Origin of the sequence: Ruegeria sp. Alg231-54 (assembly GCF_900143525.1) — a bacterium.
Lineage (GTDB): Bacteria > Pseudomonadota > Alphaproteobacteria > Rhodobacterales > Rhodobacteraceae > Ruegeria.
Genome location: NZ_FREZ01000017.1, coordinates 44,476 through 69,665, shown reverse-complemented (window position 1 = coordinate 69,665; position 25,190 = coordinate 44,476). Strand labels below are relative to the sequence as shown.

At 53.8% G+C, this 25,190-nt stretch carries 28 protein-coding genes and 1 tRNA gene; 15 read left to right on the top strand and 14 right to left on the bottom strand.

Translation table 11 applies throughout. From position 1 onward, the window contains the following. Window positions 1–154: 154 nt before the first annotated feature. From DHN12_RS24675 to DHN12_RS21555, 6 genes are all read left to right on the top strand, one after another. On the top strand, window positions 155–424 hold the full coding sequence (locus tag DHN12_RS24675; protein ID WP_199913564.1) for a luciferase family protein: 270 nt from the start codon (window positions 155–157) through the stop codon (window positions 422–424). A 206-nt stretch (window positions 425–630) separates the two neighbouring features. Further along, complete coding sequence (locus tag DHN12_RS21575; RefSeq protein ID WP_108862033.1) at window positions 631–966, top strand: hypothetical protein; 336 nt, start codon at window positions 631–633, stop codon at window positions 964–966. Between the two features lie 58 nt (window positions 967–1,024). After that, complete coding sequence (locus DHN12_RS21570) at window positions 1,025–1,492, top strand: DUF411 domain-containing protein (protein ID WP_108862032.1); 468 nt, start codon at window positions 1,025–1,027, stop codon at window positions 1,490–1,492. Next, window positions 1,492–1,956: a cytochrome c gene (locus DHN12_RS21565; RefSeq protein ID WP_108862031.1), complete on the top strand. Its 465-nt coding sequence runs from the start codon at window positions 1,492–1,494 to the stop codon at window positions 1,954–1,956. The genes DHN12_RS21570 and DHN12_RS21565 overlap by 1 nt, the downstream gene beginning before the upstream one ends. 12 nt (window positions 1,957–1,968) lie before the next feature. Continuing rightward, window positions 1,969–2,313, top strand: a complete 345-nt coding sequence (locus DHN12_RS21560; protein WP_108862030.1) for a copper resistance CopC family protein — start codon at window positions 1,969–1,971, stop codon at window positions 2,311–2,313. Continuing rightward, window positions 2,310–3,188: a CopD family protein gene (locus tag DHN12_RS21555; RefSeq protein ID WP_108862029.1), complete on the top strand. Its 879-nt coding sequence runs from the start codon at window positions 2,310–2,312 to the stop codon at window positions 3,186–3,188. The genes DHN12_RS21560 and DHN12_RS21555 overlap by 4 nt, the downstream gene beginning before the upstream one ends. A gap of 205 nt (window positions 3,189–3,393) precedes the next feature. Here the strand turns inward: DHN12_RS21555 and DHN12_RS21550 are convergent, their stop codons facing one another. Beyond that, a complete protein-coding gene (locus DHN12_RS21550) occupies window positions 3,394–4,191 on the bottom strand; it encodes a hypothetical protein (protein ID WP_159090133.1) in 798 nt (265 codons plus the stop codon). A 285-nt stretch (window positions 4,192–4,476) separates the two neighbouring features. Between DHN12_RS21550 and DHN12_RS21545 the strand changes: the two genes are divergently transcribed. Beyond that, entirely contained in the window at window positions 4,477–4,932 is a 456-nt protein-coding gene (locus tag DHN12_RS21545) for a hypothetical protein (RefSeq protein ID WP_234416737.1), read from the top strand. A 214-nt stretch (window positions 4,933–5,146) separates the two neighbouring features. On the opposite strand, the gene DHN12_RS21540 is transcribed toward DHN12_RS21545, so the two are convergent. Next, window positions 5,147–5,455: a hypothetical protein gene (locus tag DHN12_RS21540; protein WP_159090131.1), complete on the bottom strand. Its 309-nt coding sequence runs from the start codon at window positions 5,453–5,455 to the stop codon at window positions 5,147–5,149. Between the two features lie 80 nt (window positions 5,456–5,535). Then, window positions 5,536–6,516, bottom strand: a complete 981-nt coding sequence (locus DHN12_RS21535) for an AAA family ATPase (RefSeq protein ID WP_159090129.1) — start codon at window positions 6,514–6,516, stop codon at window positions 5,536–5,538. A gap of 1,095 nt (window positions 6,517–7,611) precedes the next feature. Here DHN12_RS21535 and DHN12_RS21525 point away from each other — a divergent pair. Next, window positions 7,612–9,051 carry a CAP domain-containing protein gene (locus DHN12_RS21525; protein ID WP_108862024.1) on the top strand — a complete coding sequence of 480 codons (1,440 nt, stop codon included), beginning with the start codon at window positions 7,612–7,614 and terminating at the stop codon, window positions 9,049–9,051. Window positions 9,052–9,610: 559 nt separating this feature from the next. Here DHN12_RS21525 and DHN12_RS21515 read toward each other — a convergent pair. Both DHN12_RS21515 and DHN12_RS24935 read right to left on the bottom strand, forming a co-directional pair. Next, on the bottom strand, window positions 9,611–10,513 hold the full coding sequence (locus tag DHN12_RS21515; protein ID WP_108862022.1) for a LysR family transcriptional regulator: 903 nt from the start codon (window positions 10,511–10,513) through the stop codon (window positions 9,611–9,613). A gap of 84 nt (window positions 10,514–10,597) precedes the next feature. After that, window positions 10,598–10,774 (bottom strand): hypothetical protein, encoded by a 177-nt coding sequence (locus tag DHN12_RS24935; RefSeq protein WP_234416736.1) that lies wholly within the window; start codon window positions 10,772–10,774, stop codon window positions 10,598–10,600. A gap of 1 nt (window position 10,775) precedes the next feature. On the opposite strand from DHN12_RS24935, the gene DHN12_RS21510 reads away from it, so the two are divergent. From DHN12_RS21510 to DHN12_RS24525, 5 genes are all read left to right on the top strand, one after another. After that, complete coding sequence (locus DHN12_RS21510) at window positions 10,776–12,245, top strand: arylsulfatase (RefSeq protein WP_234416735.1); 1,470 nt, start codon at window positions 10,776–10,778, stop codon at window positions 12,243–12,245. Window positions 12,246–12,695: 450 nt separating this feature from the next. Then, a complete protein-coding gene (locus DHN12_RS21505; RefSeq protein ID WP_108862020.1) occupies window positions 12,696–13,211 on the top strand; it encodes an integrase arm-type DNA-binding domain-containing protein in 516 nt (171 codons plus the stop codon). A 248-nt stretch (window positions 13,212–13,459) separates the two neighbouring features. Then, window positions 13,460–14,314 (top strand): methyltransferase domain-containing protein, encoded by an 855-nt coding sequence (locus tag DHN12_RS21500; protein ID WP_108862019.1) that lies wholly within the window; start codon window positions 13,460–13,462, stop codon window positions 14,312–14,314. Between the two features lie 565 nt (window positions 14,315–14,879). Next, window positions 14,880–14,965 (top strand) — tRNA-Leu (locus DHN12_RS21495). A gap of 484 nt (window positions 14,966–15,449) precedes the next feature. Beyond that, window positions 15,450–16,052 carry a hypothetical protein gene (locus DHN12_RS24525; protein WP_159090127.1) on the top strand — a complete coding sequence of 201 codons (603 nt, stop codon included), beginning with the start codon at window positions 15,450–15,452 and terminating at the stop codon, window positions 16,050–16,052. On the opposite strand, the gene ureG is transcribed toward DHN12_RS24525, so the two are convergent. From ureG to DHN12_RS21455, 9 genes are all read right to left on the bottom strand, one after another. Beyond that, window positions 16,049–16,678, bottom strand: a complete 630-nt coding sequence (gene ureG, locus DHN12_RS21490; protein WP_108862018.1) for an urease accessory protein UreG — start codon at window positions 16,676–16,678, stop codon at window positions 16,049–16,051. The two genes, DHN12_RS24525 and ureG, sit on opposite strands and share 4 nt — an antisense overlap. Further along, complete coding sequence (locus DHN12_RS21485) at window positions 16,675–17,346, bottom strand: urease accessory protein UreF (RefSeq protein ID WP_234416734.1); 672 nt, start codon at window positions 17,344–17,346, stop codon at window positions 16,675–16,677. Before DHN12_RS21485 ends, ureG begins: the two co-directional genes overlap by 4 nt. After that, the gene (gene ureE, locus DHN12_RS21480) at window positions 17,312–17,764 is read right to left on the bottom strand and encodes an urease accessory protein UreE (RefSeq protein ID WP_108862016.1); all 453 of its coding nucleotides are present in this window, start codon (window positions 17,762–17,764) and stop codon (window positions 17,312–17,314) included. The genes DHN12_RS21485 and ureE overlap by 35 nt, the downstream gene beginning before the upstream one ends. A gap of 28 nt (window positions 17,765–17,792) precedes the next feature. Beyond that, window positions 17,793–18,017, bottom strand: coding sequence for a hypothetical protein (locus tag DHN12_RS21475; RefSeq protein WP_108862015.1), 225 nt, complete (start codon window positions 18,015–18,017; stop codon window positions 17,793–17,795). Window positions 18,018–18,138: 121 nt separating this feature from the next. Next, window positions 18,139–19,899, bottom strand: coding sequence for an urease subunit alpha (gene ureC / locus DHN12_RS21470; RefSeq protein ID WP_108862014.1), 1,761 nt, complete (start codon window positions 19,897–19,899; stop codon window positions 18,139–18,141). Beyond that, window positions 19,874–20,206: an urease subunit beta gene (locus tag DHN12_RS21465; protein WP_108862013.1), complete on the bottom strand. Its 333-nt coding sequence runs from the start codon at window positions 20,204–20,206 to the stop codon at window positions 19,874–19,876. Before DHN12_RS21465 ends, ureC begins: the two co-directional genes overlap by 26 nt. Continuing rightward, window positions 20,203–20,364 (bottom strand): hypothetical protein, encoded by a 162-nt coding sequence (locus DHN12_RS24520; RefSeq protein ID WP_159090125.1) that lies wholly within the window; start codon window positions 20,362–20,364, stop codon window positions 20,203–20,205. Before DHN12_RS24520 ends, DHN12_RS21465 begins: the two co-directional genes overlap by 4 nt. Window positions 20,365–20,382: 18 nt before the next feature. Beyond that, on the bottom strand, window positions 20,383–20,685 hold the full coding sequence (locus DHN12_RS21460; RefSeq protein WP_108862012.1) for an urease subunit gamma: 303 nt from the start codon (window positions 20,683–20,685) through the stop codon (window positions 20,383–20,385). A gap of 1 nt (window position 20,686) precedes the next feature. Then, complete coding sequence (locus DHN12_RS21455; protein ID WP_108862011.1) at window positions 20,687–21,502, bottom strand: urease accessory protein UreD; 816 nt, start codon at window positions 21,500–21,502, stop codon at window positions 20,687–20,689. 395 nt (window positions 21,503–21,897) lie between these two features. Here DHN12_RS21455 and urtA point away from each other — a divergent pair, with 395 nt between their 5' ends. Then, entirely contained in the window at window positions 21,898–23,178 is a 1,281-nt protein-coding gene (gene urtA, locus DHN12_RS21450) for an urea ABC transporter substrate-binding protein (protein ID WP_108862010.1), read from the top strand. A gap of 59 nt (window positions 23,179–23,237) precedes the next feature. Beyond that, window positions 23,238–25,190, top strand: a complete 1,953-nt coding sequence (gene urtB / locus DHN12_RS21445) for an urea ABC transporter permease subunit UrtB (protein WP_108862009.1) — start codon at window positions 23,238–23,240, stop codon at window positions 25,188–25,190.

Here is a 25,190-nt window from a genome sequence, read left to right as displayed (position 1 = left end):
GACAAGAGGGGTACCGAATAGTCAGATTGGTGTCGAAAATAATGCAGAGTTGGCCCAGCTATTGCTGGAGCGAGTTGCGCAATACCCAGGGGTCACACTTGGCCCAACACGCATATAATTACCTGGCGAGATTGGCTTTCAGCTTGATCCTGACATGTTGTTGTCTCAACCGAACTCTATTGTCGGTGGGTTTGAGTTTGCGCATATGCATCCTGATGGCAGCTTGCACGCTTCGCTGCGCCCGGCAATGGCCCGACGGGCAATTGAGGCTGGCTGGGCCGTAGGACACCCTTGGGCTAATCAACGTCCCGGATGGAGTGGCTTTGTCATGATCTATACTCCGACCACACCAGAAGAGTTGGATGTCGTCATCGATCTGGTCGAAAGTTCGTACACCTTCATCACCGGAAACACCTTGGGTTAAACGCCCACCTGCTGACCTTGCCGTTGTTGACTAATACGCAGGTCAGTCAAAATTCAGTTTTACCGGAATTTCAGGTGATCCATGTTCCACTGTTCCAGCCGGGCATGATCCAGAGATGTGGCGCACCCAAAATGGGTGCAACTAGGATATATGGCGAAACATCCTTGTAACTTGTCAAAACAACATACCCCCAGTAGGTATTTGGTATGTTTCGCTTGGTCCTGTCGATACTTCTTGTTGTTGCATTCTCTGGCGCATCCGCAGCGTCGGTGAAGCATGGCTTGACCCATGGATCGGATCATTCTGGTCATCATGCTCAATTGGTGGGCGACGATCCGTTGGCTAATGCCGAGAAAGCTGCTGCGGATTGTTGCGACACTACTAGCGGCATGGGTTCAACATCCTGTTTTGGTGATCTTGTCGCCACGGCGGGGATTTCGCCGATTGCTCCATTGATGATCTCAGTGGGTGGTGTGACGTACGCTCGAGCCGATTCTTCGGGCCTCGCACTGGGTGTTCCCACCGGTCCTCCGAAAGCCTGAATGGCAACGGGCGCTCGCCCGCATTCCGTTCAAATTTCACATCAAAGGTCCGACAGACATGATCACACGTCGTCACTTCACCACACTGTCTGCAACCGCTCTCATCGCGACTGCTCTTACCGTCCGTGCAGGCACCCCAATGCACGTGCTCAGCTCACCAGGTTGCGGATGTTGTCACGCATGGGCCGACTTGGCTCGCGCGCGTGGCTACGCCGTCACCGTTGAGGAACTGACGGACCCCGAAGCACAGAAGTCAGCGCGGGATATCCCGCTGAACCTTGCATCCTGTCATACCGTTGAAGCCGATGGCTATGTCTTTGAAGGCCATGTGCCGTTCGAAGCACTGGAAGCTGTGTTGAGGGATCGGCCTGAAATCACAGGGCTTGCCGTTCCTGGCATGCCAATGGGCTCCCCTGGTATGGGAGACGATCCGTCCGCCCGTTACGACGTCATTGCATTTGGGGGAGAGGCTGGGGCCGGTACGGTATACTACCGCGCGGGCACCGCGCAGCCGTTCGACACCTGATGATAGGGCGCACAACACTCTTGGTCACCGGTGGGCTTGCGCTCGCCGGTTTCGCCGTAGCTTTCGTTCTGGCCCAGCCCTCCGAAGCGGTCGGTCTTTTAACACCTGATGACGCGGAAGTTGTCGCCATTGGCCAAGATATTTACCCGGACCAATGTGCTGCCTGCCACGGTGAGAACCTTGAAGGACAGCCAAACTGGCGGATACGCGGCGAGGATGGTTTGCTACCAGCACCGCCGCATGACGCCACAGGGCATACGTGGCACCACGATGATGAAACGCTCTTCACCTTGACCAAATTTGGCCTGGCCGGACTGATGGAAAATGCGCCCCCAACCGGTATGCCGGTCTATGAAGGTGTGCTCAGCGATGACGAAATCATAGCGGTCCTATCTTTTATCAAGTCGACCTGGCCCAATGACCTTCGTGAGTACCACGACGAGCTGAATGCCCAATCCGAATAGAGGAAAACTCAGATGATCAAACAAACTCTTATCGGCTTGGTCGTAGCAATGGCTCCAATGCTTGCGGCCGCGCATTCAAAGTTCGAAGCAACGACACCGGTTGACGGCGCGATTGTCACGGACGTGCCGGAGCTTACCATGCGGTTCGATGATCCGATGCGCATCATCTCGGTCACGCTGACCTCACCAGATGGCGACGTCGAAATTGACCGCGAAACGGGTATGGACCCCGCTACAGAATTCCGGGCTCTGCCGTTGGAAAAGCTCACACCGGGAAGCTACCGCTTCGACTGGCGTGGTATGGCTTCCGACGGTCACCCGATGCAGGGCAGCTTCTCTTTCACAGTCGCTAAATGACCGGAATGGCCCCCATTGACGGTGTTGTCGTCTTGGCCATTTTGGCGAAAGCACTTGGCTACGGTGCGGCGCTGCTAGCGATGGGTGGCGTCCTTTTCACGGTCCTCTTTGCCAAGCGCGCTGAAGAGTCTGTTTTGCGCCTTGCAAGGCACCTCGCGGTCGGTGCAGTTATTGTCGGTCTTGCCGTGCTGGCTCTACGTTTCGGGATTAGAGCGGCGCGGATATCCGGGATGGGCTTTGAGGGCGCGACGGACCCAATGATGCTTGGCTTTGTTTGGGGCAGTCCGCTTGGCACCGCCGCGATTTGGCGAGGAGTGGGTGAACTCGCGATATTGGCAATCCTTCTTCCCCGCGTCGGGCAGTGGATCGCTTTGGCGGGTAGCCTCGCCATTGCGATTTCGTTTGCCCAGGTGGGACACTCGCTCGGAGAGCCTAGAGCGGCTCTCGCTGTCTTGCTGGTTCTTCATCTGCTGGCTGCTGCGTTTTGGGTCGGTGCTCTCCTGCCTTTGCGCAAAGCGGCGCTCACTCCCAATGGGGCCGATCTACTGCACCACTTTGGCAGTGTCGCTGCTTATGGAGTTGCCGTCCTGATTGTTGCAGGCGCAGCGCTCGCGTGGCTGCTTTCGGGCACTGTGGCCGCCTTGTTCGGAACGGCCTATGGATTGGGGCTTTTGGTCAAAGTCGTGATCGTTTCTGCCCTTCTTGGCCTCGCGGCGCTGAACAAGCTGAGATTTGTTCCGGCTCTCAGGGCTGAGAAGCGTGGCGCGAAAATTGCTCTCCGACGGTCGATTTCAATGGAGATGTTGGCTGTTGTCCTGATCCTGTTTGCAACGGCGACGCTAACCAGTGTGACGACACCTCCCATCAATCTCTGACGGCTTATAGTCCGAAGCCGGAATTGCAAAGCCTTGTTTTGAATGTCCGGTTCGGGCTGCGCCCTGCCAATCATGCAAGCCGCAGAGAACTGCAATAATGAGCTCAAAGCAGACTAGAGTTTACCCTGTTTTAGCTTTTTCAAGAGACTAACTCAGGCTCTTGGTAGTATTGCTTACACAATGCGACCACAGACAGCCGGATGGGTCACTTGGTTAACCGATCTTCTGAGTATACGAGAGGGTCTATGATCGCGACTATGTCGCTTCCACTGTCCTCCAAGCCAAGTCTTTCGCAAAGCCGTGCAGAGGGAATGTTGCCCGGAGCGATGCCTGTCTTGAACCCTGTGGCCCCAAGCTTTTCATGCGAGTGAATTAGAGCTATCGCCCCCAAGACTTTTGCAATGCCCTCGCCCATGCGTTCAGGTTTGGTCGAGAGTTGCCCCCATTGTGCGCGACTATGCAGCCGACTGCTGGAGGGATGACACAGAACTGAGCCCGCAGTTGCGACTGGGGCACCTGATTTATCAACGACGACCATAGCAAATCCGGGCCGAGACAATCCGCGCATCACCGGACCTATTGGCGGTAAAACACCGTGGCTCAACGCGACTTCTGCGAAAGCTTCAAGCCATTCTGGCGGAGAGCTGCGATCAATCACTCGTATGGATAAATCTTCGGGCAACGCCTGAGTTGCGACCACTTGCCGAGCGGCTTCGACACAGTTCAGACCGCCAAGATAGCAAGCAATCGTGTCGGTTTTTAAACCCTCGCTTTCAATTTGTTCTCGCGCCGTCGCCACCTCCTCACGTGGTATGCTTTCTATCGCCGTGATGCCAAGAATTCGGGCCATTGCGACGGCATCATCCAACGCCCCGCTATATTCGTTGGCAATCTGTATACCACGCCCATGGCTACAAAACCGAGGGTCATCACCCAACAGCTGCATAAGATGCTCGCCCATGGTTGACATGCGTCGTTGTGCTTCACTTCCGAATACTTCCATGAGATCTCCCTCGAAGTACCACATGACAGTTCGGAGATGATCGTTTGATAGGGGGCGTGTCGTCAAGCGGACGTCACGCGCAAGACTGCGACGCAAAGAGGATTTTGGGAAAGGGCGAATTGCAGCTATGTCCGCAGGGCCGCCGTTCGCTCCTCATTGTGAACTTTCGAATGTCTGTTGTGAGCCCACAGCGGACCTTTGCCATGCGAAAACCCTCATTTGGGATAGTTGGGAAGCTCCTTTCTTGATATGCCCGTTCCTAATATCGTTAGCAAAGGACGGGCCGTGACATTTCATGACCGCAAGGACGCTGCCGCCGTTTTTATCCTGCGCATCGGGTTGGTGTGGTTTATGTTTCTCTGGGCCGTCCATAAGATAATTGCGCCTAAGCAGTATCAAAACCTAGCCAAAAACGTCGACGGGATCGAGATGTCCTTTGCCCAGATTTATGCCGTGGGCGGCATACAGATCGTGCTCTGTGTGTTGGCCGCGTTTGGCGTTTTTCGCATATTCAGCTATGGCGGTCTTGCCGCCATGCATTTGTTTACCATCACCCGTCAATGGGAGCGTTTCGTTGATCCCTTTGCGCTGAATGACCGCGGCTTTCCGATCAATCGAAACCCGGTGATCGCCCTTGCGGCCATGGCTGCTTTTGTCGCGCTTTTACTGTTGATACACCGTGATCACTTCAGCATTGGAGGCTGGCTGCGCCGACACGAGGGCGAGCGTTGGTGGTATTGAAATTCTGAAAAAGAAGAACCGCTCGATAAAGGCGTCGATTGGGCGACTTTACTAGCATTCCAACATCGCCTTTGTCCGCATCTTGGAGATTGCAAAGTCTTGTTACGAATGTCCGTTTTGGGCTGAGAACGTGCATAGATTTTGGAGAGTGCATCGTACGATTTGATGCGCTCCGTCGACTTTCATTCAAGACACGACGATAGCCCGGTATTCCTCACACACTTTGCTCTGCGAGCAGATTCAATAGTGCATTTTGCCGACGGACCATTCGTTTTAGTTCCACCGCCAGTTCTTCCTCTTGCGCCTTAGCTTCACGAAGCTCGCCTTCGAGTTCGGGCGCGCGTGCCTTTTCGCTTGTCGGGGTGCGCTCATAGACGGCGATTAGTTCGAGAAAGAGAGCGGTTTTGGCTCCTTTCCCATGGCCTCCAAACTGGACGGCCAGTGCGCCAAAATGCTCAAACATTTCCTCCGAGACCATGAACTGGAGCGGTTTGGTTGCCGTATCGGGCTTTGATGACGTCATAGGTTTATCCTCAATATTCTGATGTGCTCTCGTTCGGTTTTGCCGGGAGAGCGCTTTGAATTGCTTCCTCGCCGCGCGGATCATGCAGACGGCAGTTCTATCGATTTCTCATGGAGGTATCCGTGCACCAGCCGCCCCAGAATGCGGATGGATTTATGCACCTTGTACGTGTCAGCCAGTGCTTCGACCTCGCCGATATCAAGCGAGAAGAACTCCCGCCTGAGACCGTGGTCCGCCGCATATCCACCGACGAGACTGTTGATGATGGCCGGCACCTGCTCCTGCGTCGGTTGCGGAATCTCATAGACCCTGCAACGGCTCCGTAGCGGCACCGAGATCTTGTCCAGCACGTTTGCGGTGAAGATCCAGTTCACATTTGATGCATCGACTTCGGTGGTCAGGTATTTTTCCCGGTAATGCCTGGCTTCCTCGGGCTCCAACAGACCCAGAAGCTCGCCCTGGATATCCCCGTTTCTGCCTGAATGGGTCTTGTCGATCTCGTCCAGGATAATGGCAGGGTTTAGAACGCGCGCCGAAGCCACAGCCTGGGTTACAATGCCCGGATGAGCGCAGTGCCATCCCGCAGACAAGCCGAACAGATGGTTTTCCGAGATACCGCCCACATTGGCAGACTGGGCGTAAAGGCCAAGTGCCTTGCAGAGCTCCCTTGAAAACTTGGTTTTGCCGATGCCAGGAGAACCAACCAAAAGCGTCGGTCGGAACCGGGTGACATCGGATCCCATTCCCCAATTCAATTCGATGTCGTGAACAATACCGTCGACGACACCCTTGCAGTGTGGGAAATTTGTCGCCAGCAACCGAACTTTCTCAAGGTGACCCGGAACTTTGAGGCGCGCGAACTGGCCACTCCATTCAACCAATTCCCGGATGCGTTTTGGCATTTCGTTTTTGAGATTGCGCGGCAGGTAGTCAAAGTCACTTTGGTCGATGAGGTAACGCGCGTCGAGCTTATCGGGATCTTCTTCAGACTCACCATCCTCTGCCAACTTCCTCTGGTAGTTTTTGACAAGTAATTGAGCGACCTGGTGCCAGACATCCATGCTGGGCATCTGGTTGATTGCATATGCCGCGAAAGATGTCGGTATCGGATCGTCTGATTCCAGCTTGTCGATGGCGGTTTCGTCTCATCAAAAAGCCAAAGAACGGGCGTGATTGGGTGAGATTTGTTCTCTGTTTTGTGAGTCAGCACCGCGTGGTGCCTGCCTGAAATCTGATCGATGTTCTTCAACTCACTTACCCTGCCAGTTTGACTTTCTGTTCGATAGGACTTCTCCAACTAGCCGAACATAGGTGTGAATTTCTGTCAACACGTTGTTTTTCAAAAATAATAAGGGATAAATTTAAGGAATTATTGTCGAATTTCGATTTTCCAAGAATAGATAGAAGGACTATCCTTGTGTCCGCGACTACCTGCCAAAAAAGAAGTTGGTTCGAAGAAGCCGACGATTCGTTTGAAGACCTTTCGCCGATTTCCCCATTGTTTCGCGATGCTGTTTCCTTTGAGTGGTATACAAAGACGAGATTGCGAGTGCAGACCTAAGTTTTCAGAGAAGGAGCTAGGTTTGGGCGCATTGGGCAAAATGGGAGCAGACTCTCTTTGTCACGCAGGTTGGACCCGGCCTGCTTCGCTTGAGCTACGCGGGGCTCCGCTCAGCAGGCCTTTAATCTAATGTTGCGTCTTCAGTTCTATGACTTCGAAAAGAAGCTCTGAAGTTGGTGATTTGGTAAAGGAGGCGGATTCAAAAAAATAGTCGGAAAAATTCTGGATCAGACTAGGAAAAATCAGAGTAATGGTGGGAAATGGTGACTTCCTTTAGGGGGTAAATTGAGCAGCTGACTTCTAATCAGCAGGTTGAGGGTTCGAGTCCTTCCGGGATCGCCAGCTTTTTTATCCCATTCCCGGCGCCACCGCCGCATGGATCGCCTGGTCAAAGCCGCCTTTGGTGGGCGGCTATCAATGTAAACGTGGGAACCTATTACATCCAACGGATGCGTGTTTCGCAAAATATCGCCGTTCGCACTAGCCCGTCGAGCGAAACTCTGCCGTTTAAAGCTTGCGCGCGCTTTTTCGACTGCAGTTTGTGGAAATCTGAACGAGTTTGCTTCGACGATTGCGCTGAATCAGGGGATGGACGATGTCGCAGGCCAGCACGCTTGAGCGTGAAATGCTTAATTTGATCAATGCAGAACGTGCATCGCGCGGCCTTGACTCCGTTGAGCTGGAACTCCGCTTGAACGCTTCGGCCGAAGAGCACAGCCAGTGGATGCTGGAAACCGGTGATTTCTCGCATACGGGTGAGGGTGGCAACTCGGCCACCCAGCGCATGCGCGACGCGGGATTTGTGTTGTCCGGGTCCTGGTCCACTGCCGAGAACATTGCCTGGCAAAGCCAACGCGGAGAGCCGGGATTTTCGGACGATGTCATCGATTTGCACAATGCACTTATGAACAGCCCCGATCACCGCGCCAACATCCTGAACCCGAACCTGGCATATATCGGCATCGGAATAGAAATTGGATCATTCGGCGGCGTTCCTGCCGTCATTGTGACTCAGAATTTTGCCCGCACCACGGCGAGTGTCCAGTTGGATACCGGCGCCGGTTCGGATGCCGGTGGTTCCGATACGCCAGTAGATCCGGTAACGGTCGTTCCCGATCCGGGCGAACCGGCAGATCCGGTTTCGACATCCTCGCAAGAGAATCTGTCGTTCGGCGAAGCGGATACCCTCAAAGTGACGCCGGAAGAACTGGATCAAAGTGTTATCAGCGGGTTTGGTGTGGGAAAATCCCTGGTCATCGAAGGGGTTGAGCTAAACCGGTCCAACGTCCGTTTCACCGATGGCTCGAACGTGGAATTCGATCTTGATGGTGACGGCACGACTGACCTGACTATTTCTCTGGACGGTGGGCAGACAGGCGGCGACTTTTTTGCCATCGCCAAGGATGGAAACACCGTGGTCAGCTACGCGAAATTTCTACCTGACCTTGCGCCCGGAGCCAGAGTCGACGCCAGCATCGTCAACGGCATTGTGAACAAGTCCTTTCTCGAGGGCGACGGCACGACGGATTTTCGGATACAAATGGTCGACCTTGGAACCGCGGACTTTAATAATGTCCTTGGTGTTTACGACATTCTGACCAATGGCGAAATTGCAAATGTGCGACTGGTTTTTGAAAACACCAATGATGCGAATGGCACAGTGAACTTAAGTAACCTGACCGACGGAAGCCGCCTTGGGTTCTTCATCGTTCAGGATGGTGCAGATTGGGCTAATTCCCTTTCAGACAGCGACGATCTGGGTTTTGTTGCCGGTAATGGTGGCATGGCAGACGTGGACGATGAATTTGATTTTGTTTTGACGGTGAACGGAAACTCTGCCGGCGTGACCACGATTCACGCCGAAAAGGCGGCTTTGAATAGTGACGATCAAAAACACGCGCTTTCGGGTGTCGTGTCGGGTGGCCAGTCAATGACTATCGGTTTCGAGGACTTGACGGGTGGGGGCGACTATGACTTCGAGGATGTGGTGTTTAACGTCACCAGGGATGAGGATGATGCGTTTTCGGTGGTATAAACCAGCCTGCCGAGCGCATGCTGATGAACCTATCGAAGCTTACCGCAGGCCTGTCGAAGCGATCTGCGCGGCCAGACGATGAAACCGGCGAGTCAGACGACAAAGCAAACCGAGAAGCGTTGTTTGAACACCCGACCGCCAGTTTAGTGATGATGGACTCAGCATAGATATTCCATTCCACACGCGGATTTATTGAGGTATTTGTGCCCGGCTATCCAAAATGCACGATGGGTATTTCCACAAATTCGGCATAGTTCTTCCATTCAAGGCGCAGAGAAAGGGGCTGGAAACAGTCCAGCCCTACAAGAATTCGGTCAACTGAATTGAGTGCTGAACGCTAACTAGCGTCGCTAAATTGTCATTTTCCACAGTGCGGTATTTTTGTGCCCAACGGCGAGCGTAAGCTGGATTTTCTTGGAGCTTGCCAATTTTGATAAGGTTATCAACCGTTTCAGTATAGGAGTCGAGCATCCTGGCCGCCCGAAGCAAGGTCGTTTTGTCAGCTTCTACGTGATTGAGCCACAAAACGTCTCAATCGGACACCATTAGATGCCTCACGTCACCGGGCGCGATATTTAGCAAACTCGCTCCAGCACAATTCAAGAGCATCCGACGTGTTCTGCGACTTACGCGCCGCGCAAATGTTCCACGCAAGGCTTTGTTTCATTGACACGGGTTTGATTGTCTTTGCACGGATCAGTTCTGCGAACGTGTCCGGCATCCCTCCCACAATGAAGTCAGGCTCTGCCAACAATCCAGTCAGGAGGTTGTAGTCGTCACATTCGATATGCGGCTGGGCCTTAACTTTCTCGACAGCCTCGGCATCGCCACCAAGTGACTTTATCAAGGTCACTTTCCAGTGTTTGTGAAGATGCGGCGATGCAAAGGGATAATCGAATATACCAGCAATAATTTGCGGGCCGCGCTGGTGCACCTCATGATCGCGATGAGCAACAAACTGGATCTGTTGTTTTTCCATTACGATGATCTCGACATCTTCGGCTTCAGGTGTGTAGGTCAGATCGCCGAGGAATACGTCGAATTTTCCCGCTTGCAATAAGTCGAGCGGGCGTGCGTAGGCGCTCACCAGAATTCGGAAGCGCAGGTCAGGCATCACTTGCCGCACTGATCGCAAGGCGGGCAGGATCAGGGTCCTTGTGGTCAGAGGCCCGCAACCGATCAGTAAAGTGCCGGGCCCGGTTCCGCGCAAACCGGCCACGCGTGTTGCATATCGATTCAGGTCTTCGCGCAGCGCCTGGGCGATTGGCAAGAACTCCTGCCCCGCGCGTGTCAGTGTGCTGCTGTTTCGGCTTCGATGAAACAAAACAAGTCCCGTATGGTCTTCGGCCTGCCCGACATAGCGGGACAATGATGCGTTGGACACACCCATCGTACGGGCTGCATTTTGGAAGCTGCCGGTTTCAGCCAATACAAGAAAGGCGGTCAATGCGTTTTCGTTCATTATGTGGTCAATTTCATTTCAGGTTTTGTTTTTTAGATTTCACAATATGAAATCCTGGTAAAGCTGTGTTGCGACGCGAAAGTCTCAATCGCTATGCCTGATGGACCCTTCGATATTCCCACCACCGATATCGTCTTCTACGTCCACAGAGGTAAAAATGTTCATTCTTCGATCTGTTGCGGTTTCCGCCACGCTGGCCACAGCTTCGGTCTGTGCAACGCCAGTTTTGGCCGAAACCGACCAACCCAATATCCTTGTCATCATGGCCGACGACGTCGGCTGGGCCAGTTTGGGCAGCTACCATCAGGGTGTGAAAAGCATCAAAACCCCCAACCTTGACCAGCTTGCTGCGGATGGCATGCGCCTGACGGATTACTATGCGCAGCCAAGCTGTACCGCCGGACGGTCTGCCCTTATCACCGGACAATTTCCGGTTCGAACGGGGATGCACACGGTTGGCCTGCCCGGAGACCCGGAAAAAGGTCTGAGTGAAAATGATCCTACTCTAGCCAACATGCTGAAATCGCTGGGCTACACGACCGGTCAGTTTGGCAAGAACCATCTGGGCGATATGAACAAGTTCCTTCCGACAGTGAAGGGTTTTGACGAATACTGGGGCTGGCTCTATCACCTGAACGCGATGGAATACACATCCGATCCGGACTGGCCGAAAGATCAGAAATTCAACGACACTTTTGGCCCTCGGAACATCATCCATGCCTACGCAACTGATACCGTAGATGAAACTGTTGATCCGCGCTGGGGTTTGGTCGGAAAACAACGCATTATCGACGATGGTCCCGCTCCGCCCCAGCGGCAGAGGACGCTCGACGATGAAGTAACGGCGCACACGCTGGACTTCATCAACCGCGCGGTTGACAGTGAAACGCCTTTCTTTGTTTGGATGGCCCCGGCGCGTGCGCATGTCTGGACACATCTGAGCCCCGATTACGAAGCCATGTTGGGTGACGGACGCGGTTTGCAGGATGTGGTCATGAAGGAGCTTGACGACAACGTGGGCAAAGTCATGGCTCGGTTGGACGAACTCGGCGTCTCAGAAAACACAATTGTCGTATTCACCTCGGATAATGGCCCTGAAACCATGACTTGGCCCGACGGGGGAACAACACCGTTCCATGGCGAAAAAGGCACAACCTGGGAAGGCGGCTTCCGCGTCCCTGCCATCATTCGCTGGCCCGGAAAAGTCCCAGCCGGAACCGTGAGCAACGGTATTTTTGCCGGTCTAGACTGGATGCCCACCCTTGTTGCCGCCGCTGGCGGCCCGGACGATCTGCCTGGATCATTGCTCCAAGGCTACGAGGGCTATCAGGCGCATCTGGATGGGTTCAACCAACTGTCGTTTTTGACTGGTGACAGCGACAGCAACCGTGATGAGATCATCTACTACGAAGGCCCGGACCTGCAAGCGGTGAGGCATGGTGACTGGAAAGCGCACTTCACGATACAAACCGAAGGTTGGGCGGGACCCAAAGAAGAACTGAACGCACCCCTGCTGTTTAACCTACGCCGCGATCCCTACGAAAAAGCGGCCGAGGAATCGGGGATGTATACACGGTGGATGGGCAACAAGATGTGGGCATTTGGTCCTGCTGCCAAAATCGTCCAAAACCACCTGTCTACATTCAAGGAATATCCTCCACGGGGATCGGTCATAACTAACCAGGGCCATGTCGAAGAACAAATATCGACCGAAGGCGGGATGTCGCAGTAGAAGTTAATACTCGGGAGGCATCAATCGTTGCCACCCGATCTATACAAAAATTTGCGAGAAAGCACCTGCTCACGAAGGTCCGTTTTTGCACCCAAACTTGTCATTTGGACTTAGATGTTTGATCCAAAGGTTTGATGGTGCCATCCGTTCGATTGAATGGAAGGATGCCTTAGAGGCCAACGGAAGTAGTAGATGCCGTGTCTGGACAGCGAAAGATACGCATGCAGCTTCATTTTGTGTCACGCCACTCAAATGCTTGCTATCTAGTTGTTCTGTTAGGTTTTGGTGGAGCCTAGGTCCATCAAAACCTTCCTAGATCGAAGTCAGGCGCCTTTGTTTGCTGCCCGCTTCATGTGCCAGTCTTTCTCAGCCCCAAGGAAACTTGGGCTCCGCTAGCACGACCTCCTATGGGGGTGAGTTTGGGGTTCGCCAGTGAGAAAGTATGCAGGAATGACCAAGCTTACGGACTCAAAGATCAAGGCCGCGAAACCACGTGACAAGAAGTACCGGCTTGCCGATGGAGGTGGGCTTGCCATTATTGTTAACCCCGGTGGCAGCAAGATGTGGCTAGGGTGCTTCCGGCTCGACAAGGCAGCCAAAGAAATGACTTTGGGAACCTACCCCGCGACAGGCCTTAAAGATGTCCGTCAGCGTGTTGTGGAACAGAGGGGCCTGCTGCTGGCCGACATTGACCCGCAATTCGCAGCGATGCGCGAAGAGGTAAAGGAACGGTCTGCACTGTCGGACACCACCTTTGCCGGTGTAGCCCGCGCATGGCTGGATCGTGAGCGCGAACGCTGGGCTGAAAAGACCTTCGCACGCGCAAGACACAGGATCGAAAAAGATGCCATTCCTCTGCTGGGGTCTGTGCAGATAGCGAACATCACAGCGCCTGACATCAAGGCGGTCAAAGGCCCAGTTGAGCTCCTTGTGGCGCAAAACCCAAACTGGGGCCGCTGGAGTTGATCAAGCGGCACCCGAAGTAAAAACACTTGATCCAGTGGTTTAGTTGGGCGATATCGTCGACGAGTGGTAAGCTAATTGGAAAATTTCAGCTAACATGATCTTTCAGCGCTAGGCGTTTTGGTTACATACAGTTCTCGACGCGTTTTTTCGGCCATTTCTGGAGTATTGAGTTAGAAGAGCAGTTATTTGCAAAAGTTAGCAACACATAAAGATCCTCTTGTTAGTGAAGCGGCCTTAGGAGTGATACTATGACACCGGAGTATTTGGCGGTTCTAGAGCGGAAGCGCGGACGATTATTCTCGGACTGGAGTCCACTCGGTAAGCGTGGAGCAGAGATCGGACCACTCAATCGTCCAATCGTTAGGCGATCTGACAGCGATGTAATCTATGTCGATCATTGTTCTACAGATGAACTGCGCAAAAAATACCACAAAGAGGAAGACACCAAAGACTTGGAACACATCGACTTAGTTTGGAGTGATCAGCCTTTAAGCCGAATGCTTGGAGATCGCCAACCTCTGGACTTCGTTGTGGCTTCACATGTGATAGAACATGTTCCTGACCTCTGTGGTTGGCTTCATGAAATGCATGATTGCCTGTCAGTTGGGGGGGTGCTGTTACTGATAGTTCCAGATAAGCGCTTTACGTTCGACGTACATAGAGCCGTTTCTAATCCTCAAGAAGTAAGGGAAGCATATAAGGAACGGCGCAGGCGGCCAAGCAAGCGTTTGATTGCTGACCACTTTGCAAATGTCGTGTCTGCAGATACATGGCGTCTCTGGGATGACTATACAAGCATAGATAATCTAGAGTATTGCCACCCTCCAGAATTCATCGATGAAGGCCTTAGGGCTTTTGAAAGGGGACAATATGTTGATGTCCATTGCTGGGTGTTCACTCCTTGGCACTTTATGCGTTTGATGGGCCTTATTGTAAGTGAAACTGGCTTGTGTTTTGACTTGCGCTACTTCCTAACTACGCAGGACCACGATCTTGAGTTCTACGTTCAATTGGAGCGTACGAATTCACCGACTACGAACTGGAGTATTGAGGCCACTAGAGCACGACTCGATGCGCTATGGCCGTCACAACTCAATGCCTAGTCTACAACGCAGTCGAACTCTACGAGTCCTCCGTAACCTATGAGCTTCAAATTGCGCCAACCGCTCTCATCGACAAACGGATGAACAACAGCATCGCTGACTGACTTAAGCGTTTTAAACGTCTCTGTTTCAGCCAACTTTATCAAACAACCAAGGGCGCCGACGGACGCGGGGTATCAAAGCATACGTGTCGAACTTTGAGTTCTTGCGGGAGCAGTTCGCCTGTAAAGATGACAGGTTCGACCTTTAGTGGTCAGCTTCGGCCGATTGTGGTGCCAAAGACGTAAAGGGTGGAGCGCTCGATAATCTTTTGCATGAATTCGACCCAGTCCTCACTATATATCTGTTCGAAGTGAGTGGGGTAGGCTCAAACCAGATAGTGGAACGTGAAAGTTGTTAGCAAAACCCCCACTGTAATGGAACTTGCAAATTCTTTTTGCTTGTTCCTGAGAAACATCGAAATCCCGACGATTTGAAGTCGAAGTTTCCCGGGCAAAACGCATTGAATTCATGATCTGATGGCCTTACTGAGTTCCTACGGCCCAACAGAGGCCCGGCACGCTGAGCGGGCGTGATGGAATGGTAGACATATCAGACTTAAAATCTGAAGGGCGTATGCCCGTGTGGGTTCGAGTCCCACCGCCCGCACCAAAATATTTAATAATCTGATTTTAAACAATAAAAGAAAAAATTTGGGGGACTCGAGCTTACTTCTTAAGAGTTGTTTTTTGCAATTTTTCTCATCGATTACGCAAAAATTTACGCTCGCATTACGCACAAATTACGCATCAGGAAACGCGTTAGGTTTGTGTGTCGACTCAAAAGAGTCAGCACTTTGTGGTTAGGTTGGCCACCAAGCAGACCTTCCCTGCCTTTGCGGTGCATGGAGCTAGCAATTCAGCTATGCACAGGATGCGGAATTTGGATCAAGGATGCAGTGTTTTAGAGCCATGGATAGCAACTATGCGGGACAAAGGTACCGTTGCCCGATGCGGACCTTCAATTGCGACCTTTGCGATTCCAGTTTTGCAGAGAGGCTGTGTGAAAACTCTCAGAGGCCAGCGCAACTCGTCGATAATGTCCTCTTTGTGCATTCTCTCACGTTATCGAGAATCCATTTGCACAGATGCTGAAAATGAGTGAAACGAGAGAGAGGTTATGGGGCGGAGTTTCCACACAGCCTCCGGACAAAGTCGTGCGATGTAAATGCGGCATTGGTTATCGTAAGTCCCTGACTAAAATTTCTAACGCAGAGAATGCACCGCCGCGTTGCAGCGTGAAATCCCAAGAGCAGGCATTTAAGATAGTTTCTGTAGCTCATAAGAAAGCAACCCTGTCGCAGATGTCTGCTAGCCAACATATCTTGACCAAGTGCAATTCGATTTGTTTTGCTTCGGCCAATCTCAGGCAACCACCGACAACATTTTTGCACCCACGCCTAGTCTTCGCAAAAAAGTGCAATGTCAGGCCTCCTGTGCCGAATATGACATTACTCATTTTAAATCACGCCTTTTGCCCCATCGGCGTTCGCCACGTGGCAGATCAGCAGGAACAGGCGACTTCAGCGTCTGATCCGCAAATCAGCCCTGATTTTCCCAAAAGGAAGTCAGGATCAATGAAATCGGTTGGAGTGCTGGATAAAAGGAGTGAGGCAATGCTATTCGACAATAGTAGTGCGGCCCGCAGACGCAGCCGAGGATCGGTGCCGACAAGTTGGCATCTTCGTACTGAGAGCTAAGTCCCTTCTGAAACCATTAATCCCCCCTGTTTCACCAAGAGGTCAACAATTGCACCGACCCCTTTTTTGTGACGAAGGGACGAGAACAAAAAAGGCTGTCCTTTGCGCATCCTGGCTGCATCTCTTTCCATGACCTCCAGTGAAGCGCCAACATGCGGCGCCAGATCGGTTTTGTTTATGACCAGGATGTCGGATTTTGTTATTGCCGGCCCGCCTTTTCGCGGGATTTCCTCTCCAGCGGCGACGTCGATCACATAGATTGTAAGGTCTGCGAGTTCCGGGCTGAAAGTAGCCGACAGATTGTCGCCGCCGCTTTCGATCAGAACGATATCAAGATCGGGATGGCGTTCCTGCATTTCGGCGACAGCTGCAAGGTTTATCGATGCATCCTCGCGGATTGCTGTATGTGGGCAACCGCCCGTTTCGACGCCGATAATCCGATCTTGGGGAAGGACCTGCATGCGCACCAGCGCTTCGGCATCCTCCTGCGTATAAATGTCATTGGTGATGACGCCCACTGAACAAGCATCGCGCAGGGCTTCAGACAAGGCAGCGGTCAAAGTGGTCTTTCCGGCTCCAACCGGACCACCGATGCCAACGCGAAGAGGGCCGTTCATACTGCTCATGTTCGGAATATCCTTGAATACTGTATTTCGTGTCTCATCGACGCGATGTCCGTCAGGAACGCAGTCGAACTCAATTCTTCCAAGCCTGCCATTTGCGTCTTATCGGCGATATGAGCACATAGCGGTGTCAAATTACGGATCAGTTTCTGAGCGTCGGTTTGCCCCAAAGGTACAAGGCGCGTTGCGCAAGCGACCAAGTTGCTTGCGAATGCTTGTAGATACATCTTCGTCGTCAGCAGTAGGGGGAGGTTCTGCAGACGCGCGGCGTGGCCTACTGAAACTGGGTAGGAAAGCTGTTGGATGTCTAAATCCCAGACATCTCCTGTGACAGTCCCGAACGCCTGTCCCAGCAGTTCGGTTTCCATTTTCCTTTCGGATGACGCGCAGATAGCCCGTGCCTTGGCATCGATGCTGACAAGTTCATCTATGTCCTGCGCGTTGTATGCGGACACTACGAACAGAGCATCATTCCATCCAGATCCGTGTTCCAGCGCATCTGAAATCCAGGCTTCGGCGTCTTGGGAACTGGCGACCGCTCCTTCATCAATTGCAGCTTCCAACCCATGAGAATAAGCAAAGCCCCCCACAGGGTATGCCGGAGACAACCACTGGGTCAGCGTCAGGATATCGGCGTCAGTGGGCGTGGCCATGTGTCCTGCCGTGGCCATAGGCTCCGCCTTCGGGGGTGAACGGTTCGTGCACCTCGCGCACTGTGGCTCCGATTTTCAAAAGCATGTCTCGGATCACATGATCGACCTGGATCAGCAGACGATCCTTTTCGATCTGGCACGGCGTGTGGCGATTGCCGATGTGCCACGCCACGCGCGTCAGGTCCGGAGCGGAAACCTCTAGCAGTGCTTCAGGTGCAGCCTGTATTTCCACTTCGCGACCGTCGTCCAGAACCAACGTGCCACCGTGGTTCAACGAGGTCGTTTGCGACAGATCGACGAGGATTTGTTCGCCACTTTCACAGGTCAGAACCTTGCGACGCAAAAAACGATCGTCATAAGTCAGCGACAGGCAATCTGCAGAGTCGCTGTGCATGTGATCCGAGTAACGGCGTGCGGTGCAGAGCAGTGCGGTCATACCGTCGCCTCCTCTGGAGCAGAAATGGTCAGAGCCAGATTGAATCCGCAAACACCCGGTGCACGATCCGTTCGCGTGATAGGCCGCGTTTTGTCAGCTCTTCGTCGCTGAGCGATTGCAGGAATTCGACTTGCCGTACGCGCGATTGAGCTTCGGCCACACAGATCAGAGCCCTGTAGACTGATGCTGCGATGGACGCGACCAGACCGGGCAGCGAAAAGCGTGCGTGAGATTGTGTTGCTGAGTGTGCCATTTGGACCCTCGTAAACGTTGGTCCTCCCTTGGGCATTAATATCTGTCATATCGGCCTCACTTTGAAGTGGGTGTTTGGTCATTTCTGGGTTGCGCGCGGTGCAATGCAGCATAATTTTTAGTCAGAACATAAAGTATCGCTGTGCCATTGGCAGCACTTCGGCGGGTTGGCAGGTCAGCAATTCGCCATCTGCCCGGACTTCGTAGGTTTCTGGATCAACTTCGACATGAGGTGTCGCGTTGTTGAGCAGAAGATCCTGTTTGCCAATCTCTCGCGTGTTTTGGACAGCGACGGTCTGCTTTGCCAATCCAAGTGTATCACCGATCCCGTCCGCCAGCGCGGCTTGCGACACAAAGGTGATGGCCGAGTTTTCAACGGATCGACCATAGGCACCGAACATTGGCCGACTATAAACCGGCTGCGGGGTGGGAATCGAAGCATTCGGATCACCCATCTGTGCACAAACGATGGTGCCGCCCAGCAAAACCATCTCAGGCTTCACTCCAAAAAAGGCTGGGTCCCATAGGACCAGGTCGGCGCGTTTTCCTTCCTCGATACTGCCAATCTCGTGGCTGAGGCCATGAGCAACGGCAGGGTTAATCGTGTACTTGGCGATGTAACGGCGAACGCGCAGGTTGTCGTTGTCACCGGATTCCTCCGGCAGGCGGCCTCGCTGTTTCTTCATCTTGTCAGCCGTTTGCCAGGCGCGAATTAGAACTTCGCCAACGCGCCCCATCGCCTGACTGTCAGAAGCGATGATGCTGAAGGCGCCCATGTCGTGCAGGATATCTTCAGCCGCGATGGTTTCACGCCGGATGCGGCTTTCAGCAAAGGCCACGTCCTCGGGGATGGATTTGTCAAGGTGATGGCAGACCATCAGCATGTCGAGATGTTCCTCGACTGTGTTCACCGTAAAGGGCCGCGTCGGGTTGGTAGAGGAGGGTAGGACATGGTTCTCACCGCAGATTCTGATGATGTCGGGGGCGTGGCCGCCGCCCGCGCCTTCGGTATGGAAAGCGTGGATAGTACGCCCTTTTATCGCGGCAATTGTATTTTCAACAAACCCGGATTCGTTGAGCGTGTCGGTGTGGATCATCACCTGAACGTCCATCGCATCAGCGACCGAAAGGCAGCAATCGATGGCCGCAGGAGTCGTGCCCCAGTCCTCATGCAGTTTCAGGGCACAAGCCCCAGCTCTGACCTGTTCCTCCAGTGCAGCGGGAAGCGAAGCATTTCCCTTGCCCGCAAAAGCAAGATTCATGGGAAAAGCGTCCGCCGCCTGCAACATGCGTCCGATATGCCATGGGCCCGGGGTGCATGTGGTCGCCAGAGTGCCATGTGCCGGGCCGGTGCCACCACCAAGCATGGTCGTCAGGCCAGAATGCAGCGCGTCCTCTATCTGTTGAGGGCAGATGAAGTGAATGTGGCTGTCGAATCCGCCAGCCGTCAGGATGCGACCCTCGCCCGCGATGGCCTCTGTGCCGGGGCCAATGATGATGTCTACGCCGGGCTGCGTATCTGGATTTCCGGCTTTGCCGATCTTCGCGATGCGCCCGTCTTTCAGGCCCACATCCGCCTTGTAGATACCCGAGTGATCCACGATCAGAGCATTGGTGATCACCGTGTCCACGGCGCCTTCGGCACGCGTGGCCTGAGACTGCCCCATCCCATCTCGAATGACTTTGCCACCACCGAACTTGACCTCTTCACCATAGACATCTTCGCGATGGCCGGTTTCGCTGAAACGCGCAGTCGTTGCACGCTCCACGATAAAATCTTTCTCAACCTCGATGATCAGCTCGGTATCTGCCAATCGTACTTTGTCGCCGACCGTAGGGCCGAACATGGAGGCATAGTCACTCCGACTGATCTTGCCCGGCATCTTTCAAAGCCCCCATGATGTGCATATTGAAACCGTAGATGTGCCGGCGACCCTCAAATGGCACCAGTATAACTTCGCGAGTTTGCCCTGGCTCAAATCGCACCGCAGTGCCCGCCGGGATGTCCAGCCGCATACCCAAAGCTGCATACCGATCAAAATCCAGAGCCGGGTTTGCTTCGGAAAAATGGTAGTGGCTGCCGACCTGTATTGGTCGGTCGCCGGTATTGGCGACAATAACAAGACGGCTGCTGCGTCCTGCGTTCAGCGTCAGTGAGCCTTCGGCCGGAATGATCTCACCCGGGATCATTTCGGCAGCTTCAAAATCACGGTAATGGCGATGACCGCAATCAAAGCCAACCCAGCTGCGAGCGCGGCGTAATCACTGCCATGGGCGTGAACTTGGGTATCCGAATGGGCCATGGCCGGACCAGCCAGAATGAGAGCGGGAAACAGCATACGGTTCATGGAGAACTCCTTTGGAAATTAGCGAATGGGGTTGTGGACAGTCACAAGTTTTGTGCCATCCGGGAAAGTGGCTTCGACCTGTACCTCGTGGATCATCTCGGGCACGCCTTCCATGCATTGGTCACGGGATATCACTTCAGCCCCGGCTTGCATCATGTCGGCGACCGAACGGCCATCGCGCGCGCCTTCGACCACGGCGTCGGTGATCAAGGCGATAGCCTCGGGGTGGTTCAGCTTGACGCCACGGGACAGCCGTTTTCGAGCGACCTCGGCTGCCATTGCAACCAGCAATTTGTCTTTTTCACGAGGGGTCAGGTTCATGTCAGAGCATCCAGCATCGGGGCAGTGTGTCTTTGTTCAATCGGCGCAGAACTGGTATCAGCGTTCGGCGCAGAGCAAAGCTGTTGCTGGCCAGAATGCGAATGACCAATAGGTCTTTCCGGATCAGGGTTGCCCCGGCGATGTCCGGTAGTATTTCCCGGACAGGTTTCAGATGACCTTCGGCGGAACTCGACGCTAAGACGATTAGCGCCATCGCCCCTGCGCCGTTCGCAATATGCGGCTTGGACAAATGCGTATGCCAATCACCAGAGAACCTAATAGCATCGAGAAACACTGGCGTGTCTTCGCGCCGAATCTCGATCCGATCGCGCAAGCGGATGCCGGTCAGCGTCTCGCCCATGGCAACGCGCCCAAAGACAAGCGGCTCGACCATCAGCATTTCAGCATCAAGCCCCACGTCGATCCTGAGGCGTCGGTCCAAAGCACTGCAGTTGTACAGGATGGTTTCCTGCGGCAGCCAGTTCAGCCGGGCGCCATCCTCAACCGTCAAATGGTTTGTAATCTGGCCCCATTCTTTGGGCTGGGCTTTGTAGGCGCGCTCGCAGGCTTGTGTCGTCAAGGTCAGCGCCGTGCATTTTGCTGCCTTGCAAGAAAACCGGAATGAATCGCCTCCGGTCACGCCTCCGGCCGTGTTCAGAAGAACCGCATCAAGATCAGGTGTGATCGTTCTGGGGAACAGGCATTTAAAGGACCCGGACTGGCGAAATCTGTCCAGCACAGTTCTGTTGCCCAATTGCTTGGTGCTTAAGCTGACAGTGCCTGCAGCACGTGGCGGTACCGCGCTGTGCGTGGGCAATATGGCTGCAACTTGTGTAATAGGGCACCTTTAGCGCGTCGTTTGGTGCCTCCTGTTTCTCTGTTGAAGTGTCGGAACACTAATCTGCAGTGTCGGAATCTGCCTATTTCCACATCGTGTGTCTAAATTTTAGACAGCACCCTCCGACTTAGATGAAAAAATATGCGCTTCTCGCCGATTTTCCAAATTGGGCTAAAGGTAAGTTGCCAACCTTGCTGCAATGCAGAAACCGTATGGGTGCCACCGCGGAGATGACCCGGGGGTGTGTGACGGCTGCGCGAATTGGACCTCGAACACAACCGCCACACGGAACGCAACAACAGTTGCGGGGATCAGGTAGAAGAAGAGTGTGCCTTTGCGCAAGCCCTCTCTCCCGGCCCCGCCAGGAGGATTACATGAAATCGCTCAAATCCACGCTCGCCGGATCGGTTGTCTTTGCTGCCATAGCCACCGCTGCCTTATCTGCCGAAGACACGATCAAGGTAGGCGTGCTGCATTCGCTGTCGGGTACGATGGCAATCTCGGAGACTACTCTGAAAGACACCATGCTGATGCTGATCGACCAGCAAAACGCTAAAGGTGGTCTTTTGGGCAAGCAGCTTGAGGCCGTTGTTGTGGATCCCGCATCGGATTGGCCGCTGTTCGCGGAAAAAGCGCGTGAGCTGCTGACCGTCCACGAGGTGGATGTGATCTTTGGCAACTGGACTTCGGTCAGCCGCAAATCAGTACTGCCTGTGATCGAAGAGCTGAATGGTTTGCTGTTCTATCCGGTTCAGTATGAGGGCGAAGAAAGCTCTAAAAATGTCTTTTACACCGGTGCGGCCCCGAACCAGCAGGCGATCCCAGCGACCGATTATTTCCTGGAGGAACTGGGGGTTGAGAAGTTCGCTCTGCTCGGCACGGACTATGTCTATCCCAGGACCACCAACAATATTTTGGAAAGCTACCTTAAGCAAAAGGGTATCGCGGACGCGGATATCTTCGTCAACTACACCCCCTTTGGCCATTCTGACTGGTCCAAGATCGTATCTGACGTCGTTGCACTAGGCGAAGATGGTAAAAAGGTTGGTGTGATCTCGACCATCAACGGAGACGCCAACATTGGTTTCTATAAAGAACTGGCCGCAGCTGGCGTTTCGGCAGATGACATTCCTGTCGTGGCCTTTTCGGTTGGTGAGGAAGAACTGTCCGGTCTGGATACCGCGAACCTCGTCGGCCATTTGGCGGCTTGGAACTATTTCCAGTCGGCGGATACTGATGTGAATGCCGAATTTGTCGAAACTTGGAAAGCGACCATGGGTGACGAACGGGTGACCAACGATCCTATGGAGGCGCATTTTATCGGCTTCAACATGTGGGTGAATGCCGCGACCGAAGCCGGCTCGACCGAAGTAGACGCTGTGCGCGCCGCCATGTACGGGCAGGAATTCCCGAACCTGACCGGAGGTACTGCTGTGATGTTGCCGAACCACCATCTGGCTAAGCCGGTTCTGATTGGTGAGATTCAGGAAGACGGCCAGTTCGACATCATCAGCGAAACAGACGTTGTGCCGGGTGATGCATGGACCGACTTCCTGCCTGAATCCGCAGTGCTGAAATCGGATTGGAAAGATCTCGGCTGCGGTATGTACAACACTGAGACCGAGAGCTGCGTTCAGACTTTGTCGAATTACTAAATCGTACGCAAGGCGGGTGTGATCGCCCGCCTTGCCCAAAGACACGCGGGTTTCACCACATGTTAAGACTTTTCCTTGCGGGCCTGGCAATTCTCTTCGCCTGCCTGAACGCCAACGCGCAAGACGGTGGCCTGCAGCCGATCTTGCAGGATCATCAGGAGATCATTGTCAAAAGTTCGCGCAAGACGATCAAACCGGCGATTGATGCGCTTGCCGCCAGTGGGCTGCCGCAAGCGCAGGTGATGCTTGAGACATGGGTCGCCAAAGACATGTGGATGCGCAAGTCTGACGGTCTGTTCTTTGCCGGAAAAATGGCCGAAGGACGGTCGTACGAACTGACCGATTTCGACACAGGCAAAGTGGTCGGTACCTTTGAGAAATCAGACTTGAAGCAATTGAAACCCAACAGCGGTGTCCGCGCTATGATCGGGACAGCTCTGGTGCAGTTTCAGTTGACCGACCCGGATCGAAAGAAGCGCCTAGCCGCACTAAAATCCATTCAACGTGATCCCGAAGGCGCGCTGCTCGAACCTCTTCGTGCCTCGATCGAGGACGAGCCAGATGTGGATTTGAAGGCCCAGAAGCAACGGCTCGAACGGCTGCTAACTATTGGATATGACGAAGACGTTGCGGCCCGCGTGGCTGCAATTGAAGAAATGTCGAACGATCTGGGTGTCGACGTCCGCGCGGCGCTAAACCCGCTAGTGGCTACCTCACGGAAGACCGCTGCGGACCTGCCATCGGATGTTAACGTCGCCATCATTTTGGAACCTGGTTCAGAGGCCTTGTCGCGGGATGACGCATACCACCTGTTGGTCGCGAGTGACTTGGCTGCGCCCCATGTGTTGCCTGATGACATCCGCCTGGCTTTGGCTGCGAACATTGACGGTGGTCGCGTAGGGGGTGTCCCGGTCGCACAACTGAACAAGACTACTGCGCGCGCTCAAGCCTACAGCACTCTGGCCGAAGCCGGAATCGTGCCTGCGTTGGTAACTGAGGCCGATATCGACATGGCGCTGGGTGCGCATGTGTTCTTTGAGACTTATGCCGAGCCGTCCGTCGAAGTAACCGCCGCTGCCGAAAAAGCGCTAAAGAAGATCGAACGGAAAGTTGGCCTAAACCAAACGCTCGACCTGACGTTGGACGCGGTCTCTCTGGCCTCGATTTATTTCCTAGCCGCAATTGGTTTGGCCATCACTTTCGGAGTGATGGGTGTAATCAACATGGCCCATGGCGAATTCATCATGATGGGCGCCTATACGGGCTATGTCGTTCAGCAGTACGTCCCCGACCATACGGTATCGATCATCGTTGCCATCCCAATGGCCTTCGCCGTCACGTTTGCCATGGGCGTCGCCATGGAGCGCCTGGTGATCCGTTGGCTTTATGCCCGCCCGTTGGAAACACTGCTGGCGACCTTTGGTATCTCGATTGCCTTGCAGCAACTGGCAAAGAACATCTTTGGTACACAGGCCCGCCCTCTGACTGCTCCGGGTTGGCTGGACGGTGCCTGGGTGATGAACGATGTGGTTTCGATCAGCTATATCCGCATTGCGATCTTCGTGCTGGCGCTGATTTTTCTGGGGATGTTCCTTTACATCATGAAACGGACAAGGCTGGGGCTTGAGATGCGTGCGGTCACGCAGAACCCGCGCATGGCCGGATCAATGGGTATCAACCCGGGGCGGGTGAATATGCTGACCTTCGGTCTCGGCTCCGGCATTGCTGGGATCGCGGGTGTGGCCATTGGCCTATTCGCCAAAGTCACATCGGATCTGGGCAACGACTACATCGTGCAAAGTTTCATGACCGTGGTTGTCGGTGGTGTTGGCAACATCTGGGGCGCGCTGGCAGGCGCGGGGATGATCGGGTTCCTGCAAAAAGGGATCGAGTGGATGAACCCGTCGAATACCCTCGCGGCGCAAACCTACATGATCATCTTCATTATCATTTTCATCCAATTTCGACCACGAGGCATTATTGCCCTCAAAGGTCGCGCGGCGGGGGATTGA

What these genes read in the sequence shown, in the direction of transcription:
- DHN12_RS24675 (WP_199913564.1), top strand. Translation starts at nt 155, where the DNA reads ATGTTGTTGTCTCAACCGAACTCTATTGTCGGTGGGTTTGAGTTTGCG.
- DHN12_RS21575 (WP_108862033.1), top strand. Translation starts at nt 631, where the DNA reads ATGTTTCGCTTGGTCCTGTCGATACTTCTTGTTGTTGCATTCTCTGGC.
- DHN12_RS21570 (WP_108862032.1), top strand. Translation starts at nt 1,025, where the DNA reads ATGATCACACGTCGTCACTTCACCACACTGTCTGCAACCGCTCTCATC.
- DHN12_RS21565 (WP_108862031.1), top strand. Translation starts at nt 1,492, where the DNA reads ATGATAGGGCGCACAACACTCTTGGTCACCGGTGGGCTTGCGCTCGCC.
- DHN12_RS21560 (WP_108862030.1), top strand. Translation starts at nt 1,969, where the DNA reads ATGATCAAACAAACTCTTATCGGCTTGGTCGTAGCAATGGCTCCAATG.
- DHN12_RS21555 (WP_108862029.1), top strand. Translation starts at nt 2,310, where the DNA reads ATGACCGGAATGGCCCCCATTGACGGTGTTGTCGTCTTGGCCATTTTG.
- DHN12_RS21550 (WP_159090133.1), bottom strand. Translation starts at nt 4,191, where the DNA reads ATGGAAGTATTCGGAAGTGAAGCACAACGACGCATGTCAACCATGGGC.
- DHN12_RS21540 (WP_159090131.1), bottom strand. Translation starts at nt 5,455, where the DNA reads ATGACGTCATCAAAGCCCGATACGGCAACCAAACCGCTCCAGTTCATG.
- DHN12_RS21535 (WP_159090129.1), bottom strand. Translation starts at nt 6,516, where the DNA reads ATGGATGTCTGGCACCAGGTCGCTCAATTACTTGTCAAAAACTACCAG.
- DHN12_RS21525 (WP_108862024.1), top strand. Translation starts at nt 7,612, where the DNA reads ATGTCGCAGGCCAGCACGCTTGAGCGTGAAATGCTTAATTTGATCAAT.
- DHN12_RS21515 (WP_108862022.1), bottom strand. Translation starts at nt 10,513, where the DNA reads ATGAACGAAAACGCATTGACCGCCTTTCTTGTATTGGCTGAAACCGGC.
- DHN12_RS24935 (WP_234416736.1), bottom strand. Translation starts at nt 10,774, where the DNA reads ATGACAAGGATATTGGGTTGGTCGGTTTCGGCCAAAACTGGCGTTGCA.
- DHN12_RS21510 (WP_234416735.1), top strand. Translation starts at nt 10,776, where the DNA reads ATGGCCGACGACGTCGGCTGGGCCAGTTTGGGCAGCTACCATCAGGGT.
- DHN12_RS21505 (WP_108862020.1), top strand. Translation starts at nt 12,696, where the DNA reads ATGACCAAGCTTACGGACTCAAAGATCAAGGCCGCGAAACCACGTGAC.
- DHN12_RS21500 (WP_108862019.1), top strand. Translation starts at nt 13,460, where the DNA reads ATGACACCGGAGTATTTGGCGGTTCTAGAGCGGAAGCGCGGACGATTA.
- DHN12_RS24525 (WP_159090127.1), top strand. Translation starts at nt 15,450, where the DNA reads ATGAGTGAAACGAGAGAGAGGTTATGGGGCGGAGTTTCCACACAGCCT.
- ureG (WP_108862018.1), bottom strand. Translation starts at nt 16,678, where the DNA reads ATGAGCAGTATGAACGGCCCTCTTCGCGTTGGCATCGGTGGTCCGGTT.
- DHN12_RS21485 (WP_234416734.1), bottom strand. Translation starts at nt 17,346, where the DNA reads ATGGCCACGGCAGGACACATGGCCACGCCCACTGACGCCGATATCCTG.
- ureE (WP_108862016.1), bottom strand. Translation starts at nt 17,764, where the DNA reads ATGACCGCACTGCTCTGCACCGCACGCCGTTACTCGGATCACATGCAC.
- DHN12_RS21475 (WP_108862015.1), bottom strand. Translation starts at nt 18,017, where the DNA reads ATGGCACACTCAGCAACACAATCTCACGCACGCTTTTCGCTGCCCGGT.
- ureC (WP_108862014.1), bottom strand. Translation starts at nt 19,899, where the DNA reads ATGCCGGGCAAGATCAGTCGGAGTGACTATGCCTCCATGTTCGGCCCT.
- DHN12_RS21465 (WP_108862013.1), bottom strand. Translation starts at nt 20,206, where the DNA reads ATGATCCCGGGTGAGATCATTCCGGCCGAAGGCTCACTGACGCTGAAC.
- DHN12_RS24520 (WP_159090125.1), bottom strand. Translation starts at nt 20,364, where the DNA reads ATGAACCGTATGCTGTTTCCCGCTCTCATTCTGGCTGGTCCGGCCATG.
- DHN12_RS21460 (WP_108862012.1), bottom strand. Translation starts at nt 20,685, where the DNA reads ATGAACCTGACCCCTCGTGAAAAAGACAAATTGCTGGTTGCAATGGCA.
- urtA (WP_108862010.1), top strand. Translation starts at nt 21,898, where the DNA reads ATGAAATCGCTCAAATCCACGCTCGCCGGATCGGTTGTCTTTGCTGCC.
- urtB (WP_108862009.1), top strand. Translation starts at nt 23,238, where the DNA reads ATGTTAAGACTTTTCCTTGCGGGCCTGGCAATTCTCTTCGCCTGCCTG.